This is a genomic window from Streptomyces sp. NPDC052012, assembly GCF_040689265.1.
Classification (GTDB): Bacteria; Actinomycetota; Actinomycetes; order Streptomycetales; family Streptomycetaceae; genus Streptomyces.
Genome location: NZ_JBFAXA010000018.1, coordinates 101142 through 119332, shown reverse-complemented (window position 1 = coordinate 119332; position 18191 = coordinate 101142). Strand labels below are relative to the sequence as shown.

Below are 18191 nucleotides of genomic sequence, written 5' to 3'. Positions count from 1 at the left end.
TGTGCGGGACAGTTCCGCCGCACGTGCAAGGAGGCACACCCATGAGTCCGCACGCCTACCCCGGTATCGACCCGGCCGACCTCGATGTGGACGTGGCGGCCGACGTCGAGGCCCTGTACTCGGACGGCATCACGGCGCGCAAGGGTGCCTTCACCCCGGAATGGGCCGACCAGCTGCGCGAGGACATCGACCGGGCCTTCCGGGAGGCACTGGAGCGGCCCGGCGGCGCCGTGGGCCGCGGACCGCACCGCTACTACGTGGAGATCCACCCCGAGCAGATGCGCGGCTTCGTCGACCTCGTCGACCACCCCTGGGTGCGCTCCGTCTGCACCGCCGTCCTGGGCCCCGACTACCGCATCGTCGAGCTCGGCTTCGACGTCCCGCTGGAGGGCGCCGTCAACCAGCCCTGGCACCGGGACTTCCCCATGCCGGAGGAGACCCGCGCCGAGCGGCGGCTGACCTCCCTCGCCTTCAACGTGACGGCCGTCGACACCCAGGAGGACATGGGCCCCTTCGAGATCGCACCGGGCACCCAGTGGGACGACAGCCCGGAGTTCGGCCACGGGATGTTCCCGCCCCGGTCGCACTACCCGCGCTACGAGGAACTGGCCGTGCGCAAGTACCCGCAGCGCGGCGACATCTCGGCGCGCACCGCGCTGACCATCCACCGCGGCACCAAGAACAACTCATCGAAGTCGCGCCCGGTGCTGGTCCTGGGCGTGGACGGCCCCGAGGCCGCCAACGGCGACCGGCACGACACGGCCGTGACCCGCGCCTACTGGGAGTCCCTGCCCGAGCGGGTCCGCCGCCACCTGGACTGCCCGATCGTCGACGTGCTGGAGCCGGTGACGCAGAAGCACACCATCGAGGGTCTGGTCATGGGCGATGCCTGAGCTCGTCACCGCATCCTCAGGCGCCGAGGCGCCCGCCGGCGACCCGCGGAAGGTCCCCGCCGCGGTGTACGCGGTCTCGGCCGTGTCCGCACTCGGCGGCCTGCTCTTCGGCTACGACACCGGCATCATCTCCGGGGCCCTGCTGCACCTGCGCGACGACCTGCACCTGACCTCCCGCGAGCAGGAGATCGTCGTCAGCGTCATCCTGCTCGGCGCGATGGTGGGAGCACTCCTCGCGGGGCGCCTGGCCGTGCGCCACGGACGCCGCAAGGTCGTCATCGGCGTCGCGGCGGTGTTCGCCCTGGGAGCCGCTGCGGCGGCTGCGGCACCCGGCACGGGCAGCCTCGTCGCCGCGCGCTTCGCCCTCGGCCTCGCCGTCGGCGGCGCCTCCAACATGGTGCCGGTCTACATCGCCGAGGTCGCCCCCGCCAGGATCCGGGGCCGGCTCATGGTGCTGTTCCAGCTGATGGTCGCCTGCGGGCAGCTCATCGCGTACATCTGCGGCTGGGCACTGGCGGACACCGGCGGCTGGCGTCTGATGTTCGGCCTGGCCGTCCTGCCCGCCGTGGTCCTGGGCGTCGGCATGCTGTTCCTGCCCGAGAGTCCGCGCTGGCTCGTGGAGCGCGGCCTCAGCGAGCAGGCGGCGACGGTGCTGACCCGGCTGCGGCCGCCCGGCACGGACGTCCGCCGCGAGATCGACGAGATCACCGGGGTGGTCACCGCGGCTCCCGGCGGCGGCTGGCGCGACCTGCGGCAGCACTGGCTGCGCCCCGCCCTCCTGATCGCCGTCGGCATCGCGGCCTTCTCCCAGCTGACCGGCATCAACGCCGTCGTCTACTACGCGCCGACGATCCTCGTGGACGCGGGGTTCGGAGACTCGGTCGCCCTGCTCACCGGCGTCGGGATCGGCGTGATGCTGGTGATCGCCGGTGTGGTCGGTGCGATCGCCGTGGACCGGGTGGGCCGCCGGCGCATCATGCTGTGGTTTTTGCCGGGCTCCGGTCTCGCCATGGCGGTCATGGCGCTCGCCTTCCTCGGCCCGGAGGGCTCGGCGGCCCAGCGCTGGACGGTGATCGTCGCCCTGTTCGCGTACATCCTGTTCAACGGCATCGGGATCCAGGCGGTGGTCTGGCTCCTCGGCCCGGAGATCCTGCCGCTGAGCGTGCGCGGCCCGGCGACCAGCCTGGCCACCGTCACCCTGTGGGGCGTCGACCTGCTGATCGCGGTGACCGCCCTGACCGCCATCGAGGCGATCGGCCGCTCCGGCACCTTCTTCGTCTACGCCGTGATGAACCTCGCGTGCATCGCGTTCGTCGCGGCGAAGGTGCCGGAGACCCGCGGGAGATCCCTGGAGAGCATCGAACGCGCGCTGCAGCGCGGCGGCTCCTTCCGGAAGGCCCTCGAGCGCTCCTGAGCCCCCGCGCCCGCTGCCGAGCGCCTGCGCCGCCCCGTCTGCCGTGACCACACATCACGGCAGAGGGGGCCGCGCCGTCTCCCGGTGCCCCGCCCCGGCCGGTGCCGCCTCCCTGCCGGACGGTCAGCTCTTGACCGCGACCCCGCAGACCGAGACGTCGGGAGTGTCCTGCTCGGGCCGGCCGGCGTCCGGGCGCCAGGCGGCCGTGGGCACGACGCCCGGCTCCACCAGGTCCAGCCCCGCGAAGAAGGAGGCGATCTGCTGCGGGGACCGCAGGTGATAGGTGTTGGCCGACTGCTGGTTGTACGCCTCGACCGCCCTGTTGAGCGCCTCGTCGGAGTTCGTGCCGTCGCTCAGGGCCAGCCAGCTGCCCGAGGGCAGTCCCGACAGCAGGGCGCTCACCAGCTCCGCCGGCCGGTCGGCGTCGGAGATCTGCCCCAGGATCCCGAGCATGGTCAGGCCGACCGGGCGGTCGAGGTCCAGGGTCTTCGAGGCTTCGGCCAGGATCCGGTCCGGGTCGCGCACATCGGCGTCGATGTACGCGCAGGCTCCCTCGGCGGTGCTGGTGAGCAGGGCCTCGGCATGCACCAGGACGAGCGGATCGTTGTCGACGTACACGATGCGGCTCTCGGGCGCGATGCGCTGGGCCAGCTCATGCGTGTTGTCCGCGGTGGGCAGCCCCGTGCCGATGTCCAGGAACTGCCGGATGCCGGCCTCCTGCACCAGGAAGCGCACGGCGCGGGCGAGGAACTGCCGCTGAAGCCGGGCGACGGCCGCGAACTCGGGGAACTTCGACAGGATGACGTCGCCGACCTCGCTGTCGACGGGGTAGTTGTCCTTGCCTCCCAGCAGATAGTTCCAGACCCGGGCGGAATGAGGGCGATCGGTCTGCAGCCTGGCCCTGACGTCATCACGCGAAGATTCCATGGCGACAGCTTCACACAGGGTCGCCGTCGGACGGATCAAATCCCTGCGTTCCAGCGCCCTGTTGACCGCCGGACCGGCAAACAGTTGCCATTTGACAACTATGCTCACCAGGCAACACAGTAACCCTGACGGCGTGCGCGGGGACGGCGGGGTGCGGAGGAGGTGAGGCAGTGACGGGAGGTCAGGCGGTCCGGTCGCGCCGGTCCTCGGCGCCCTCGTCGTGTATCTGCGCCGCGGCCACCGCGCAGAACGCCTCCAGTCCCTGCACCAGCGCCACGCGCTCGGCGGCAGGCATCTGCTCCAGCACCGTCTGCAGCGCCCGCTCCCTGCGCACCCGCAGATCGGCGAGGAACGCGCGCCCCCGGCCGCTGAGGTACAGCCGCACCTCGCGCCGGTCGTGCGGGCTCACCATGCGGTCGACGAAGCCCGCGGCCTGCAGCCGGTCGCACAGCCGGCTGGTCGACGGCGGGGTGGAGGCGAGGGAGTCGGCGAGGGTGCGCAGGTTGATCCCCTCGTGGTGCTCCAGGATGAACAGCACCCGCAGCTGCGAGGCGGACGCGGGCGCGGTCGAGGCCCGGCCCCACAGGACTTCCAGCAGCTCCGCGGCCGTTGAGGTCACGCGTGCGGCGATCTCGTGCGGCTCTGGGCGTCGGCGGAAGGAAGTCACGATCACACTCTCGCAGGCACTGGGGTGGCTGTCAGCGTACTAGGCGTACCAGACGCCCGAGCCGGTCAGGATCGACTCCCCGACCGGCGCGGCCGATGGAGCGGTCCTCCCCGTCCGGGCGAGGTCCACAGGTGTCCGGCGAAAGATTGGTGTACTTACCATCGTGAACAGATTCGTGACCGCCGAGCGCGCCCTGCGCACGGCGGCACCCCACGAGCTGCTCGACGCGGCCCGCCGCACTCTGGCCGAGCAGTACCAGGCGGACTCGGTCGAGCTGCTCATGGCCGACTACGGCCTGACCGTCCTGCAACCCGTGTCCGTCCTGCCGCACACCCTCGACCCCGTGCCGGTGCACAACAGCGCCGCCGGCCGGGCGTTCGGCGCCCAGGAGCCGTTCGTGGAACCCGCGGGCGACGGCCTGGTGCGCCTGCACCTCCCGGTCACCGTGCGCGGGGACCGGCTCGGCGTGCTGACGGTGACCCTGCGCGGCGAGGAGCAGGCACGGCGCCACCTGGGCGAGCTGAGCGAGATCGCCGAGGTGCTCGCCCACGAGGTGATCGTCGCCGAACGGGACACCGACATCTACCTCCAGGCCCGCCGCAAGGACCGCCTCACGCTCGCCGCCGAGATGCAGTGGCAGCTCCTGCCCGGCCGCTCCTGCGCCCGGCCCGAGTACGAGCTGGGCGCCCAACTGGAGCCCGCCTACGCCATCTTCGGCGACAACTTCGACTGGTCCGCCACCGCCGACCACCTCATGCTCTACGTCACCAACGGCATGGGCGAGGGCATAGAGGCATCCCTGCTGACGAACCTGGCCATCAACGCCCTGCGCAACGCCCGCCGGGCCGGCATCCCCATCGCCGACCAGGCCGCCCTGGCCGACCAGGCCATCTACGCCCACTACCGGGGCCGTTGCTACCTGTCGGTGCTGATGTTCGACTTCGAACTCGCCACCGGCCGCGCCTGGGTGGTGGACGCGGGCTCCCCGCAGATGCTGCGGCTGCGCGGCGGCACCGTGGACCGCATCACCTTCGACGCGCAGCTGCCCCTCGGCATGTTCGAGGAGACCGACTACGTGGCCCAGGAGTTCCGCGTCGAGCCCGGCGACCGGCTGGTCTTCGTCAGCGACGGCGTCTACGCGGACGCCTCCCCGCAGGGCGAGGCGTACGGGGAGGCGGCCCTGACCCGGGCGATCACGGCCACGCGTCTGCTGCCGGCCGCCGAGGTGCCGCGCGCCATCCTGCGGGAACTCACCGGCCACCGCGGCAGACCCGTCCCGGACGACGACGCCCTGGTGGTCTGCCTGGACTGGCACGGCAGGTGACGCGCGGCGGGGCCGGGGGTCGTCGGCGAGGCCGCCGATGCCCCTCCAAAGAGTGATGATCACCTGTTGTTCGGTCGACGCCGCCACGGCTAATGTTTGTCATGCGGCAATTAATGGCTCTGCGTCGAGCGAGTGGTCGCAGAAGCCGTCGGCGGTACTGAGGGAGACGGTGCACGTGCTGGAGCAGGACACGACCCGCGAGCCGGCGGCGAAGCAGGTGGGGGCCTTCCTGGAGCGCTCCCGCGAGCAGATTGCCCAACGGTGGGCCGACGCCGCTCTGTTCCGCACCGTCTTCACCCTTTCCAGGGACGAGGCGGTCGAGGCCTGCAAGTCCGTCGTCGACGCCCTCGCCGTGGTGGCCGGGTCCGGGCGGCTGGAGGACATCGCGGCCCCCGGATTCGAGGCGGTATGCGATCAGCTGGGGCGGACGGCCGCCTCCCGGGCCCGTGCGGGACTGAGCCCGGCGCAGATCGCCGACGAGGTGGCCGCACTGCGGTCGCCGGCCGTGTCCCTGCTGCGCGCCGAGTTCGCCGACCCGTCCGATCCCCGGGCCCACGAGAGCGTGCTGGCCCTCACCGTGCTCATGGGCACCCTGCGCCTGGTGGTCATGGAGCGGGCACTCAGCGCCGGGAAGGAACTGATCGAGCGTCAGCGCCAGCAGCTGCTCGAAGTGGCCACCCCCGTCATCGCGCTGTGGGAGGGCGTCGTCGCCGTACCCCTCATCGGCACCCTGGACAGCGCCCGCAGCCAGGTGGTGATGGAGAGCCTGCTGGAGGCGATCGTGGACCAGCGCGCCCGCTATGCCATCCTCGACATCACCGGCGTGCCCACGGTCGACTCGCTCGTTGCCCAGCACCTGATGAAGACGGTGGCCGCCGCCCGGCTGATGGGCGCCGAATGCGTCGTCTCCGGTATCCGCCCCGCGATCGCGCAGACCATCGTGCACCTCGGCATCGACCTCGGGACGGTCCTCACCCACTCCTCACTGGCCGACGCCCTGGCCTACACGCTCAGCAGGCTCGAGGCATCCCCGCACACGGCGGGGGCGAGCGTCTTGTGACCTTCTCCCTCGCCGGCTCCACCGACTCCGCGGCCCGGGTGCCCGTAAGGGCCCTGGGGGACATCCTGCTGGTCGCCCTGCGGGGCGAGGTGCGCGACGGGCTCGCCGAGCAGCTCCGTCAGGATCTCGCCCGGCGTGCCGCCCGCGGCGGAGTCTCGGGTGCGGTGATCGGCCTCTCCGGCGTGGACGTCGTCGGCTCGTTCCTCGGACGCGTCCTCTCCGAGATCGCCGCCGGTGCCCGGCTGCCGGCCGCCCGGACCGTGCCGGCCGGCATACGGCCCGCCGTGGCGATCGCCCTCGTCGAGCTGGGGCTCGCGCTGCCCGGCCCGGCCACCGCCCGGGACACCGAGCGTGCCGTGGAACTGCTCCGGCGCGGCACACCGGCCGGCCCGCCCGCCCCCGGGGGGAGGACATGATGCCGGCCTCCCGCCGTTCCGCCCCGGCCAGCCTGCCGATCGCCTCGGACGCCGACCTGGCCCGGGTCCGGCAGCACGTGCGGCACATCGCCGCCGGGCTCGGCTTCAGCCTCGTCCACCTCACCAAACTGGTCACCGCGGCCAGCGAACTCGCCCGCAACACCCTCGTCCACGGCGGCGGGGGACACGTGGACATCGTCCCGCTGGACGACGAGCACCCTTCGGGACTGCGGCTGTCGTTCAGCGACAACGGCCCCGGCATCCGCGACATCGGCCTGGCGATGACCGAGGGCTACAGCACCGGTGGGGGTCTCGGCCTGGGCCTGAGCGGCGCGAAACGGCTCGTCCACGACCTCACCGTCGACACCGAGCCCGGCCGCGGCACGACCGTGACCGTCGTCTCCTGGAACTCCGTCGTTCCCCCAGCACGCCGCCCGGGCACGCCATGAGCGGGCCCCGGGACATCCCCGCCCCCGACGACGCCCGCCCGCCGCGCACCCGCGACCCGGCCGCGTCGCTCGCCGCCCTCGTGCGTGGCTCCGGCAACCGCCGCCCGCCCGTTCCGGGGCGACGCCGGCGTGGCCGTACCCTTCCCCGACCGCCGGACTGCCGATGACCGACGCCCCTGACATCCGGACGATCAGCTCCGCCGCGGACGCCGCCCACGCCCGCACCCACGCGGCCCGGCTCACGGCGGACGCCGAGGTGCCGGCCGTGGAACGCGCACGCTTCCTCGCCGCCTTCTCCACCGAGCTGCGGCGGTGCCTGAGCGCGGGCCGAGCCGAGGTCGTCTTCACCGTCCGGCCCGCCGCACCGGACGCGTACGCCCGCGCGGTCGCGGGGGAGTTGCACGTCGCCGTACGACCGGCCGGTCATCCGCCGCGGCAGGCGCCGCCCTGGCAGTGCACGCTCGCGTGCCCCGCACCGCCCCACCGCATCGGCGCCGCCCCATCGCCCGGCACCGGCGCGACCCGGCTGGCCGAGGCCGTCCTGGCCGCCGACGAGGACACCGCGGTGCTCCTGGAGCGGCTGGACGAACAGGAATCCCTGATGCGCTTCCACCGCGAGGAGCTGCACGAGACCAATCAGGGCGTACTGGCGCTGCACGCCGAACTCGACGCGGCGGCCCTGGTCCAGCGCGAACTGCTCGACGCCGAACGCAACGCCCGGGCCGAGGCGGAGCACGCCCGCCGCCTGCTGACGTTCCTCGCCCACGCCAGCGCCGCCGTGGCCGCGTCACTGGACCACGAGGACATCCTGCGGCGCCTGACCGAACTGCTGGTCCCGGCCTACGCCGAGCAGCTCGACATCTGGCTCTTCGACGACGAGCAGGCACCCCGCCACGACGGCCGTCCCGCCGCCTCGACCGCCGCCCGCACCGGCCGTCCCGCCGCAGCGGTGATCGCCGCCCGCACCGGCCGCCCCCAGCACGCCGCCGCACACCCCGGCGGCCTGCCCGGCGTAGGCGACCTGCCGCCGTCCGCGCTGGCCCCGACCCGGCCGCTGCTGAGCATCCCGCTGACGGCGCACCGGACGCTGGGCGTGGTGACCCTGACGGCACCCGGCCCCCGCTTCGACCCGGACGCCTCCGTGATGCTGGTCGAACTGGCCCGCCGCACCGGCATCGCCCTGGACCACGCCCGCCGCTACGAACAGCACCGCGACATCGCCGAGGCCCTGCAGCGCGTCCAGCTCACCGAACTGCCCCACCCCACGGGCCTGACGCTGGCCGCCCGCTATCTGCCGGCCACCCGCGGACTCAACATCGGCGGCGACTGGTACGACGCCTTCGAACAGCCCGACGGAAGCGTGCTCGCCGTCATGGGAGACGTCACCGGGCACGGGCTGCGCGCCGCCGTCATGATGGGGCAACTGCGCACCGCGCTGCGGGCCTACGCCGTGGAGGGCGACGGCCCGGCCCGGATCCTCACCCGCCTGCACCATCTGCTCCGCCACCAGCAGCCCGACCTGTACGCCACCGCCGTCGTCGCCCGCTTCCGGCCCGGTGACACCGAACTGGTCTGGGCCGCAGCCGGGCATCCGCCCCTCGTCGCCCGCCACCCCGACCGCACCGTGCGCGTCCTCGACGCCAAGCCCGGCATCATGCTGGGCGTCCCCGTCCCCTACGACTACGAGGAACACACGGCCGACCTCCCGCTCGGCTCGACCCTCGCCCTGTACACCGACGGGCTGGTGGAGCGCCGGGCCCTGGGCATCGACCCCGGCATCGACCGTCTCGGCGAGGCCCTGGCCGCGCTGGGCGACACCGAGGTGGAAGAGGATCTGGACGCCTGCGCCGAGTCCCTGCTCAAGCCCCTGCTGCACGACTCCGAGCGCGACGACGACGTCTGTCTGCTGCTGTGCCGTACGACTCCCGAGCCGTCCGCCCGAGTGTCCCTTCGTGTGCCCGGAGCGGGCACCCACCGCGATAGCGTGGAGGCCACTAGGGGACACTAGGGGAGGGGGGGACGCCGTGAACGCCTCTGAACCGGTGGCATCCGCGGAGAGCGCACTGCGGTCGGCGCCGCCGCACGCCCTGGTCGCCACCGCGCGCCGCCTGCTGGCCGAACGGGTGGGTGCCCGTGAGGTGACCCTCCTGCTGGCCGACTACGGGCTGACCGTCCTGCAGCCGGTCACCCATCTGCCCGCCACCGGTGAGCCCGTGCCCGCTCACGACGGCCCCGAGGGCAGCGCCTTCGCCGGACAGACCCCCGTCGTGGAGGTCACCCCTGACCCGCGCACCGACGTGGTGCACCTGCCCCTCACCGTGCGCGGCGACCGGCTCGGCGTGCTCTCCGTCCGGCTGCCGGCCGACGCCGCGACCCCGGCCACGGTGCTCGAACTCCGGGACTTCGCCACCGCGCTCGGCCACGAGGTCGTCACCGCGGGCCGTGACACCGACCTGTACCTCCAGGCCCGCCGCACCCGCCGCCTCACCCTCGCCGCCGAGATGCAGTGGCAGCTCCTGCCGGGCCGGGGCTGCGCCCGCGAGGAGTACGTCATCGGGGCCCACCTCGAGCCCGCCTACGCCATCGGCGGCGACAACTTCGACTGGTCCACCGGCGCCGACGACCTCGTCCTCACCGTCACCGACGGCATGGGCCAAGGCATCGACGCGTCCCTGCTCACCAGCCTCGCAGTCGGGGCCCTGCGCAATGCCCGCCGCGCCGGCATCGGCCTGGCCGACCAGGCGTGCCTCGCCGATCAGGCGCTGTTCGCCCAGTACGGCGGCAAGGTGTACGCCTCGACCCTGCTGCTGCGGTTCGACCTGGTCACCGGCAGGGTGCAGGCCGTCGACGCGGGCTCGCCGCAGCTGTTCCGGGTGCGGGGCGGATCCATCGAACGGATCGCACTGGAGGCGCAGCTGCCGCTCGGCATGTTCGAGGAGACCGACTACCGGGAGCAGATCTTCCAGGTCGAACCGGGCGACCGTCTGATCGCGGTCAGCACCGGGGTGCACGGCACCCGCTCGGCGGTCGGAGACCTCTTCGGCGAGCGAGCCCTGCGCCAGGTCCTCAGCGCCACCCGGCCCACACCACCGCACGAGTGCGCACGCGCGGTGGTCTCCGGCCTGGTGGAGCACTTCGGCGGCGGGGACCTGACGGCCGACGCCGCCGTGGTCTGCCTCGACTGGAACGGCCGCACCCTCAGCGCCCCTGAGTAGGGCCGGTCACTCGGGCTTCTGCTCGGGGGGATCGTCCCGGCTCGCCAGGAAGGCCCGCAGCCCCCGGCGCAGCGCCATGCGTTCGAGCGGGTCCATCCCGGCCAGGACGTCGGCCAGCGCCCGCGCCCGGCGCCGGGCCACGTCGCCCAGCACATGGCGTCCCTGCGCGGTGAGCCCCAGCTGCACCTCGCGACGCCTGAGCGGATGCGGGCCGCGTTCCAGCAGACCGGCCGCCTCCAGCCGGTCGCACAGCCGGCTCGCCGTGGGCAGACCGATCTCCAGCCGCTCGGCCAGCGTGGTGAGGTTCAGTCCGGGATCGGCCTCCAGCGCCCGCAGTGCCCGCAGTTGGTGAAGGGACAGCCGCAACGGCCCGCCCTGGGCGGCGAGCGACCACAGGGCCGTCAGGCTCTCCACGGCCTCGGCGATCTCCAGCGCGACGGCCTCCGGACCGCCGACGGGTCCCTTCGCCCGATCGTCGCCGGAGGCACCGAGATGGGTCACAAAAAGTCGCTTTCCGTGAGAGACGGGCGCGCGCACATCACCCTCTCAGAGGCTCTACCCGGAGCGCCGGAGGGCAAGCAGCCACTGTGGCGCACGAGTCGCGCCCCCAGCCACCCGTCCACCCACGCGCCGACGCCACTTTGTCCCGCCCGTGGGGAAAGTAACGAGATCTTGTGCGAAACGGGTTACGGAGCTCGATGAAGCCCGCTAACTTCCTTGAAATGAACCGGTCATAAAAGCTGCCGGCCGGTGTCGACGGCGCGACGGCGCGCGCCCGTAGCCCCCCGGACAGCCCGCTGAGGGCTGCCGTCATCCCACCCCACATCGGGAGACCTCTGTGCGCACGAGATCGCTCAGACCCAGACGCGTCCGCTTCTTACTCACCGCCGTGGCCTGCGCCGTCGGCCTCATGCTGCCGCTGTCTCCGGCCACCGCGGCGCCCGCGGACCCGCAGGACGCCGCCGAGGCGCCCGCCGCCCCCGAGTTCCAGCAGGTCACCCTCGCCAAGGGCGTGGCCGAGACGGGCGAGCCCATGACGCTGGCGGTGCTGCCCGACCGGTCCGTCCTGCACACCTCGCGCGACGGCACCGTCCGGCTGACGAACGCCGCGGGAACGACCACCGTGGTCGGCAAGCTCGACGTCTACAGCCATGACGAAGAAGGGCTGCAAGGCGTCGCCGTGGACCCGGACTTCGCGTCCAACCGGCACGTCTACCTCTACTACGCCCCCAAGCTCAGCACCCCGGGCGGTGACGCCCCGGCGGACGGCACCGCCGCCGACTTCGCCCCGTACGAGGGGGTCAACCGGCTGTCGCGGTTCGTCCTGAGGACGGACGGCACCCTGGACCTCGCCAGTGAGAAGAAGATCCTCGACGTGCCTGCCTCCCGCGGCATCTGCTGCCACGTCGGCGGCGACATCGACTTCGACGCGGCGGGCAACCTGTACCTGTCCACCGGCGACGACAGCAACCCCTTCGCCTCGGACGGCTTCACCCCCATCGACGAGCGGGCCTCCCGCAACCCCGCCTACGACGCCCAGCGTTCCTCCGGCAACACCAACGACCTGCGCGGCAAGGTCCTGCGCATCAAGGTGAACGCCGACGGGTCGTACACGATCCCCGCCGGCAACCTCTTCCCGCCCGGCACCGCGAAGACCCGCCCCGAGATCTACGCGATGGGCTTCCGCAACCCCTTCCGGATGAGCGTCGACAAGGCCACCGGCATCGTGTACCTCGGCGACTACGGCCCCGACTCCGGTACCGCGAACCCCCAGCGCGGCCCCGAGGGCCAGGTCGAGTTCAACCGGATCACCAAGGCCGGCAACTTCGGCTGGCCGTACTGCACCGGCGCCAATGACGCCTACACGGACTACGACTTCGCCACCGGCACCTCCGGAGCGAAGTTCAACTGCGCCGCGCCGAAGAACACCTCACCGCGCAACACCGGACTGACCGACCTGCCGCCCGCCCAGCCCGCCTGGGTCCCGTACAACGGCGGCTCGGTGCCCGAGTTCGGCAACGGCTCGGAGTCCCCCATGGGCGGCCCCGTCTACCGCTACGACGCCGCGTCCACCTCCGAGGTCAAGTTCCCGCAGGAGTACGACGGCGACTTCTTCGCCGGTGAGTTCGGCCGCCGCTGGATCAAACGCGTCGAGTCCGCCGGCGACGGCACCGTGCAGTCCATCAACGCCTTCCCCTGGACCGGCACCCAGGTGATGGACATGGCCTTCGGCCCGGACGGCGCCCTGTACGTCCTCGACTACGGCACCGGCTACTTCAACGGAGACGAGAACTCCGCCCTGTACCGCATCGAGCACGTCACCGGTGGCCACGCCCCGGTCGCGCAGGCGAGGGCGAACGTCACTTCCGGCAAGGCACCGCTGGCCGTCTCCTTCTCCTCGGCGGGCAGTTCCGACGCCGACGGCGACGCGCTGACCTACGCCTGGACGTTCGGCGACGGCGCCACCTCCACCGCCGCGGACCCCACACATACCTACGCCACCAACGGCCAGTACACGGCCACGCTCAAGGTCACCGACACCACCGGCAAGTCCGCCACGGCCTCCGTGCAGATCACCGTCGGCAACACCGCGCCGACGGTGCGACTCGACCTGCCCCTCGACGGCGCCCTCCACGACTTCGGCGACGCGATCCCGTTCAAGGTCACGGTGACCGACCCCGAGGACGGCACCATCGACTGCTCCAAGGTGAAGGTCACCTTCATCGTCGGCCACGACAGCCACGGCCACCCGCAGACCTCCGCCACCGGCTGCACCGGCACCCTGCAGACCCTCGCGGACGGCGAACACGACCCCAACGCCAACATCTTCGGTGTCGTCGACGCCGAGTACACCGACCAGGGCGCGAACGGCCAGCCCGCGCTCACCACCCACGACCAGCACATCACCCAGCCCACCCACCGCCAGGCCGAGCACTACGGCGACTCCGCGGGCGTCCAGGTCGTCAACCACGCCCCCGCCCACGGCGGAAAGACCGTCGGCCACATCGAGAACGGCGACTGGATCTCCTTCAAGCCCTACGCCCTCGCCGACGCCGGCACCTTCACCGCCCGGGTCTCCTCCGCCGGCGCCGGCGGCACGATCGAGGTGCGCGCCGGATCCCCGACCGGCACCCTGCTCGGCACGGCGACCGTACCGGTGACCGGCGGCTGGGAGACCTTCGAGAACGTGACCGCCCCGCTCGGCGACCAGCCGGCCGGCTCCACGTCCCTCCACCTCGTGTTCAAGGGAGGCAGCGGTGCCCTGTTCGACGTGGACGAGTTCTCCTTCGGCACCTCGGGCGGCGGTGCCCGCTCGGGTGAGGTGAAGGGAGTGAACGGCAAGTGCCTGGACGTGGACGGAGGGCAGACGGCGGACGGTACGCAGGTGCAGCTCTGGACCTGCAACGGCACGGATGCCCAGAAGTGGACGCGCGCAGGTGACGGCACGATGAAGGCGCTGGGCAAGTGCCTGGACGTCTCCGGCGGCGGCAGCGCGGACGGCACGAAGATCCAGCTGTGGACGTGCAACGGCACGGGAGCGCAGGTGTGGTCGGCCCAGCCGGACGGCACGGTGCGCAACCCGCAGTCGGCGAAGTGCCTGGACGCGTCCGGCGGCACCTGGAACGACGGCACGGCGGTCCACCTGTGGACCTGCCACACCGGCCCCAACCAGAAATGGACCCTGCCGTAGAAAGGAGGCGACTGTTCATGCGGAGCCAACTCAAAGCATTTCTCGGCCTGTTCGCGAGCGCCGCGCTCTTCCTGACAGCACACCAGGCCGGCGCCGTCCCCGCCCCGGGCGCGGACGTCGCGGTACGCGCGGACGAGGACCCGGCCTACCAGGTCCTCGTCTTCTCCAAGACGGCGGGCTTCCGTCACTCCTCGATCGACGACGGCATCGCGGCCCTGCGCGACCTCGGAACCGCCAACAACTTCACCGTCGACGCGACCGAGGACGCAGGGGCCTTCACCAGCGGCAACCTCGCCCAGTACGAGGCGGTCGTCTTCCTGTCGACGACCGGTGATGTGCTGAACGCCGCCCAGCAGACGGCTTTCGAGAGTTACGTCCGGGACGGCGGCGGATACGTCGGCATCCACGCCGCCGCCGACACCGAGTACGACTGGCCCTTCTACGAGGGGCTGGCCGGCGCCCTGTTCCACTCGCACCCGGCGATCCAGTCCGCGACCGTCGAGGTGGAGGACCGGGCGCACGACGCCACCGCCCACCTGGGCAGCACCTGGCAGCGCACCGACGAGTGGTACAACTACCGCACCAACCCCCGTACCACCGCCCATGTGCTCGCCTCGCTCGACGAGTCCAGCTACTCGGGCGGGAACATGTCCGGAGACCACCCGATCGTCTGGTGCAAGGACTACCAGGGAGGCCGCGCCTTCTACACCGGCGGTGGCCACACCGACGAGTCCTACACCGAACCGGCCTTCCGCCGGCACCTCCTGGGCGGCATCCGCTGGGCCGCCGGCACGACGAACGCCGACTGCCGTCCGGAGACCGGCTACACGCCCCTGTTCGACGGCTCGTCCACCACGGGCTGGAGCCAGGCCGGCCCCGGCGGATTCACCCTCGCCGACGGCACCCTCACCTCGCACGGCGGGCTGGGCATGCTGTGGTACTCCGCCGAGGAGTTCACCGGCGACTACTCCCTCAAGCTCGACTGGAAGGCGGCCGGCGACGACAACTCCGGTGTCTTCATCGGCTTCCCGGCCTCCGACGACCCGTGGTCGGCGGTGAACAACGGCTACGAGATCCAGATCGACGCCACCGACGCGGCCGACCGCACCACCGGCGCCGTCTACGGCTTCCAGTCCGCCGACATCGCCGCCCGCGACGCCGCGCTGAACCCGCCGGGGGAGTGGAACACCTACGAACTCCGCGTGACCGGCGAGCGGTTGGAGATCTTCCTCAACGGCCGCAAGATCAACGACTTCACCAACACCGACCCGGCCCGCAGCCTGCGCCAGGGCCACATCGGCATCCAGAACCACGGGGACGGCGACGAGGTCGCCTTCCGCGACATCCGCATCAAGCAGTCCGGCGGCCAGCAGCCGGGCCCCCGCACGGGTGAGGTGAAGGGGGTGAACGGCAAGTGCCTGGACGTGGCGGGGGCGCAGACGGCGGACGGTACGCAGGTGCAGCTGTGGACGTGCAACGGCACCGGCGCGCAGAAGTGGACGGTGGCGTCCGACGGCACGCTGCGGGCGCTGGGCAAGTGCCTGGACGTCTCCGGCGGCGGCAGCGCGGACGGCACGAAGATCCAGCTGTGGACGTGCAATGGCACGGGAGCGCAGGTGTGGTCGGCCCAGCCGGACGGCACGCTGCGCAACCCGCAGTCGGCGAAGTGCCTGGACGCGTCCGGCGGCACCTGGAACGACGGCACGGCGGTCCACCTGTGGACCTGCCACACCGGCCCCAACCAGAAATGGACCCTGCCGTGACGCACTCCGACGCAAGAAACTGAGCTGACGCGCTCCTGACAATCAACGATTTCCGTGGCACTCTGCCTCACGCACGTCTGTCCGCACCGCTCTTCATCCCCCACCCTGCCGGGGCCCGTTCGACGGGTCCCGGCACGGCAGAAGGAGACCTGCGTGAGACGACACCGCACTGCCGCCGGCGTCCTGCTGACCGTCGGAGCCCTGTTCACCGGCGGCCTGATGAACGCCGCCTCCGCCGCCGCGGCGCCCTCCGACACCTCCCGCACCCCGTCGGCCGAGACCCGCACCGTCCCCCTCGCCGAGCAGCGCGCATCCCGCACCTTCTGGACCCCCGAGCGCATGCGCGGCGCCGAGCCGCTCGACCTCCACCTGACTCCCCGGGCGGCCAAGAGCCTCAAGGCCCCCGACAGCAGCGGGCGTACGCCGACCGCGGTACCCGCCACCCCCGCCGCCTTCCCCCAGGCAGGCGGTCCGTGGACCGGCGACGGAGCCGTGGTCGCCACCTCGGGCCGGGTCTTCTTCACCTTCCAGGGCCGCACCGCATCCTGCTCCGGCAACGCCGTCACCAGCCAGAACGCCAGCACGGTCATCACGGCCGGGCACTGCGTGAAGTACCAGGGCAGCTGGCACACCAACTGGGTCTTCGTGCCCGCCTACAACAACGGCAACGCCCCCTACGGCCAGTGGACCGCCACCAGCACGCTCACCACGCCCCAGTGGGAGGCGAGCGAGGACATCAACCACGACATCGGAGCCGCGGTCGTCGCCCCCCTGAACGGCAAGAAGCTCACCTCGGTCGTCGGCGCGCAGGGCATCCAGTTCAACGGCGGCTACAACAAACGCATGTACGCCTTCGGCTTCCCGGCCGCCTCGCCGTACGACGGCTCGAAGCTCATCTACTGCAGCGGCAACAGCTCCAAGGACTTCCTCTTCTCGCAGGACCACAGCCTCGCCTGCAACATGACCGGAGGCTCCAGCGGCGGCCCCTGGTTCACCGGCTTCGACGAGGCCACCGGCACCGGCCTGCAGGTCTCGGTGAACAGCTTCGGCTACACCTTCCTGCCCAACCGCATGTTCGGCCCGTACTTCGGTGACGTCGCGAAGGCCCTGTACGACAAGGCCCAGGCCTCCTAGGGTCCGCAGCCGAGCGGCGCCCGGCCGCGCCGAACGGCGCACACCCGGGATCATGTCTGAGGCGTTGACGCCCGCCCGATCGCGATCATGGCGGCGTCATCGCCCAGACGCCCGCCCACGTGGTCCAGCAGATCCCGGCGCAGCCGGCGCAGGAAGGACTCGGGGTCGCTGTCCGTCCAGCCCGTGATCCGCTCGATGAGCGGATAGAAGGTGCCGGCGGCGTCACGCGCCTCGACGACCCCGTCCGTGTACAGCAGCAGGAGATCCCCCGCCTCGAACGTGAAGGTGTCGACGGCGTAGGGACGCGTCGTCATGCTGCCCAGGCCGAGCGGCGGCGCGGGCTGCCGGGCGGGCACCGCCGTGGCGCGGCCGTCGCGCAGCAGCACGGGCGGCGGATGCCCGCAGTCGATCATGTCGACGGTGTGGCCCCGATCGGGGATGTCCAGGATCGCGGCGGTGATGAAGGTCTCGCCGGACCGGTCGGTCTCACCGGGCTCGGCCAGATCCCAGCACACACTTCCGTCCAGGTATGTCACCAGCTCGACCAACGTGGCCTGGCGGTGAGCGGCACCCCGGAACGCGCCGAGCAGCAGGGCGGCATCGCCGACGGCGGTCATCCCCTTGCCGCGCACATCGCCCACGATCAGCCGGGTGCCGGAACCGGTGCGCGCGGCCGCGTACAGATCACCGCCGATGTACGCCTCCGGCTCCGCGGCGATGTAGCGGGACGCCACACGCAGCGGCCCGATCCGCTGGGGCAACGGCCGCAGGACGACCCGCTGGGCGGTCTCGGACACATATCTCACCTGCGACAGCTCCCTGGCGCGGCGCTCGCGCACCACGCAGAAGAGCACCAGGCACCCGCCGACCAGGACCAGGGCGAGAATCTGTGCCTGGTGATTGGCCGAGAACAGCTCGTCCCGGTCACGCAGCACGCCGATGATCGCCTGAGCCGCCACCGCGAGCGCGGCGACCAGCCCCGTCGTCCGCGGACCGGCGAACGAGGCGGTGACCGCCGGGGCGGCGACCAGCAGCGGGCCCAGGTGGATGTGCGGCGGCGCAAGGACGTCGATCACCACGACGGCCACGATCATCGCGATCGGAACGGCCACCATCGAACGGCCCGCTCGCGTCGTCCGGCTGAGTCCGGGATGGCGCTGCGACACACCTCCTCTCTACACCAGCCCCGCCCGCCCCGCACGAGCGCCCGGCCGGCGTGCCACCGGGCGGCGAGGACG

At 72.1% G+C, this 18191-nt stretch carries 15 protein-coding genes; 11 read left to right on the top strand and 4 right to left on the bottom strand.

Features of this window, described 5'->3' with window-relative positions:
* Nucleotides 1-41 precede the first annotated feature (41 nt).
* Nucleotides 42-893 (top strand): phytanoyl-CoA dioxygenase family protein, encoded by an 852-nt coding sequence (locus AB0412_RS25590; protein WP_366404907.1) that lies wholly within the window; start codon nucleotides 42-44, stop codon nucleotides 891-893.
* Entirely contained in the window at nucleotides 886-2307 is a 1422-nt protein-coding gene (locus AB0412_RS25585; RefSeq protein WP_366404906.1) for a sugar porter family MFS transporter, read from the top strand. Before AB0412_RS25590 ends, AB0412_RS25585 begins: the two co-directional genes overlap by 8 nt.
* A gap of 123 nt (nucleotides 2308-2430) precedes the next feature.
* Here AB0412_RS25585 and AB0412_RS25580 read toward each other — a convergent pair whose 3' ends face one another.
* Together AB0412_RS25580 and AB0412_RS25575 are read right to left on the bottom strand one after the other, a co-directional pair.
* Nucleotides 2431-3234 carry an SAM-dependent methyltransferase gene (locus AB0412_RS25580; protein WP_366404905.1) on the bottom strand — a complete coding sequence of 268 codons (804 nt, stop codon included), beginning with the start codon at nucleotides 3232-3234 and terminating at the stop codon, nucleotides 2431-2433.
* A gap of 181 nt (nucleotides 3235-3415) precedes the next feature.
* The gene (locus AB0412_RS25575; RefSeq protein ID WP_366404904.1) at nucleotides 3416-3907 is read right to left on the bottom strand and encodes a MarR family transcriptional regulator; all 492 of its coding nucleotides are present in this window, start codon (nucleotides 3905-3907) and stop codon (nucleotides 3416-3418) included.
* Between the two features lie 157 nt (nucleotides 3908-4064).
* Between AB0412_RS25575 and AB0412_RS25570 the strand changes: the two genes are divergently transcribed.
* The 6 genes from AB0412_RS25570 (at nucleotide 4065) to AB0412_RS25545 (ending at nucleotide 10365) form a co-directional block, all read left to right on the top strand.
* Entirely contained in the window at nucleotides 4065-5225 is a 1161-nt protein-coding gene (locus tag AB0412_RS25570) for a PP2C family protein-serine/threonine phosphatase (protein WP_366404903.1), read from the top strand.
* Nucleotides 5226-5394: 169 nt separating this feature from the next.
* On the top strand, nucleotides 5395-6285 hold the full coding sequence (locus tag AB0412_RS25565) for an STAS domain-containing protein (protein ID WP_366404902.1): 891 nt from the start codon (nucleotides 5395-5397) through the stop codon (nucleotides 6283-6285).
* On the top strand, nucleotides 6282-6701 hold the full coding sequence (locus AB0412_RS25560) for an STAS domain-containing protein (RefSeq protein WP_366404901.1): 420 nt from the start codon (nucleotides 6282-6284) through the stop codon (nucleotides 6699-6701). Before AB0412_RS25565 ends, AB0412_RS25560 begins: the two co-directional genes overlap by 4 nt.
* Entirely contained in the window at nucleotides 6701-7150 is a 450-nt protein-coding gene (locus tag AB0412_RS25555; RefSeq protein ID WP_366404939.1) for an anti-sigma regulatory factor, read from the top strand. The genes AB0412_RS25560 and AB0412_RS25555 overlap by 1 nt, the downstream gene beginning before the upstream one ends.
* Before the next feature lie 163 nt (nucleotides 7151-7313).
* Entirely contained in the window at nucleotides 7314-9158 is a 1845-nt protein-coding gene (locus AB0412_RS25550) for a SpoIIE family protein phosphatase (RefSeq protein ID WP_366404900.1), read from the top strand.
* A 16-nt stretch (nucleotides 9159-9174) separates the two neighbouring features.
* On the top strand, nucleotides 9175-10365 hold the full coding sequence (locus tag AB0412_RS25545; RefSeq protein WP_366404899.1) for a SpoIIE family protein phosphatase: 1191 nt from the start codon (nucleotides 9175-9177) through the stop codon (nucleotides 10363-10365).
* Nucleotides 10366-10371: 6 nt separating this feature from the next.
* On the opposite strand, the gene AB0412_RS25540 is transcribed toward AB0412_RS25545, so the two are convergent.
* A complete protein-coding gene (locus tag AB0412_RS25540; protein WP_366404898.1) occupies nucleotides 10372-10866 on the bottom strand; it encodes a MarR family transcriptional regulator in 495 nt (164 codons plus the stop codon).
* A 409-nt stretch (nucleotides 10867-11275) separates the two neighbouring features.
* On the opposite strand from AB0412_RS25540, the gene AB0412_RS25535 reads away from it, so the two are divergent.
* From AB0412_RS25535 to AB0412_RS25525, 3 genes are all read left to right on the top strand, one after another.
* Nucleotides 11276-14056: a PQQ-dependent sugar dehydrogenase gene (locus AB0412_RS25535; RefSeq protein WP_366404897.1), complete on the top strand. Its 2781-nt coding sequence runs from the start codon at nucleotides 11276-11278 to the stop codon at nucleotides 14054-14056.
* A gap of 17 nt (nucleotides 14057-14073) precedes the next feature.
* Nucleotides 14074-15819, top strand: a complete 1746-nt coding sequence (locus AB0412_RS25530) for a ThuA domain-containing protein (protein WP_366404896.1) — start codon at nucleotides 14074-14076, stop codon at nucleotides 15817-15819.
* Between the two features lie 153 nt (nucleotides 15820-15972).
* A complete protein-coding gene (locus AB0412_RS25525) occupies nucleotides 15973-16953 on the top strand; it encodes a peptidase (RefSeq protein WP_366404895.1) in 981 nt (326 codons plus the stop codon).
* A 50-nt stretch (nucleotides 16954-17003) separates the two neighbouring features.
* Here the strand turns inward: AB0412_RS25525 and AB0412_RS25520 are convergent, their stop codons facing one another.
* Nucleotides 17004-18068 (bottom strand): PP2C family protein-serine/threonine phosphatase, encoded by a 1065-nt coding sequence (locus AB0412_RS25520; RefSeq protein WP_366404938.1) that lies wholly within the window; start codon nucleotides 18066-18068, stop codon nucleotides 17004-17006.
* Nucleotides 18069-18191 lie beyond the last annotated feature (123 nt).

Bases quoted from the DNA above. Each gene is read 5' to 3' on its own strand.
- AB0412_RS25590 (WP_366404907.1), top strand. From the start codon at position 42: ATGAGTCCGCACGCCTACCCCGGTATCGACCCGGCCGACCTCGATGTG.
- AB0412_RS25585 (WP_366404906.1), top strand. From the start codon at position 886: ATGCCTGAGCTCGTCACCGCATCCTCAGGCGCCGAGGCGCCCGCCGGC.
- AB0412_RS25580 (WP_366404905.1), bottom strand. From the start codon at position 3,234: ATGGAATCTTCGCGTGATGACGTCAGGGCCAGGCTGCAGACCGATCGC.
- AB0412_RS25555 (WP_366404939.1), top strand. From the start codon at position 6,701: ATGCCGGCCTCCCGCCGTTCCGCCCCGGCCAGCCTGCCGATCGCCTCG.
- AB0412_RS25550 (WP_366404900.1), top strand. From the start codon at position 7,314: ATGACCGACGCCCCTGACATCCGGACGATCAGCTCCGCCGCGGACGCC.
- AB0412_RS25535 (WP_366404897.1), top strand. From the start codon at position 11,276: ATGCTGCCGCTGTCTCCGGCCACCGCGGCGCCCGCGGACCCGCAGGAC.
- AB0412_RS25530 (WP_366404896.1), top strand. From the start codon at position 14,074: ATGCGGAGCCAACTCAAAGCATTTCTCGGCCTGTTCGCGAGCGCCGCG.
- AB0412_RS25520 (WP_366404938.1), bottom strand. From the start codon at position 18,068: ATGGTGGCCGTTCCGATCGCGATGATCGTGGCCGTCGTGGTGATCGAC.